The sequence below is a fragment of the Gilvimarinus sp. 1_MG-2023 genome (assembly GCF_030548285.1).
In genome coordinates this window covers 1-330 of the sequence record NZ_JAUOSC010000537.1, presented here as the reverse complement: position 1 = coordinate 330, position 330 = coordinate 1, and the positions used below count along the sequence as shown (strand labels likewise).

Here is a 330-nt window from a genome sequence, read left to right as displayed (position 1 = left end):
GCTTCGACCAGCATCATTTGCTGGTTCATGGTGGCTGCCAGCTGTAAGAAAAAGGCATTGTTCAGATAACCCTGCTGGCCGCGTTTCCGGTACGTCAGCTGATAACACCGATAAAACCGCTTTATGGCGGCGGGTGTCAGCTGTTCCCCTGTCAGGCGACAGAGCTGGATATTCATATCGCTCAGGCGCTGCCGTTCCTTGCGCACACTTTTCCGTTTGCGACTGGTAAAAAAGCTGAGGAAATGGTCGAAGCTGCTGTATCGGCGATTAAACCAATGGAATTGGCAAGCCCGCCGGATTAACAACCCCTGTGGTTCACTGAGGGTGGCC

Annotated in this window: 1 protein-coding gene; it reads right to left on the bottom strand. The window is 53.3% G+C overall.

Annotated elements, in window-relative coordinates; all coding sequences use genetic code 11:
- The coding region (locus Q4563_RS17975) for a peptidogalycan biosysnthesis protein (protein ID WP_303605473.1) at positions 1-305 on the bottom strand (305 nt) is incomplete at its 3' end.
- Between the last annotated feature and the right edge of the window lie 25 nt (positions 306-330).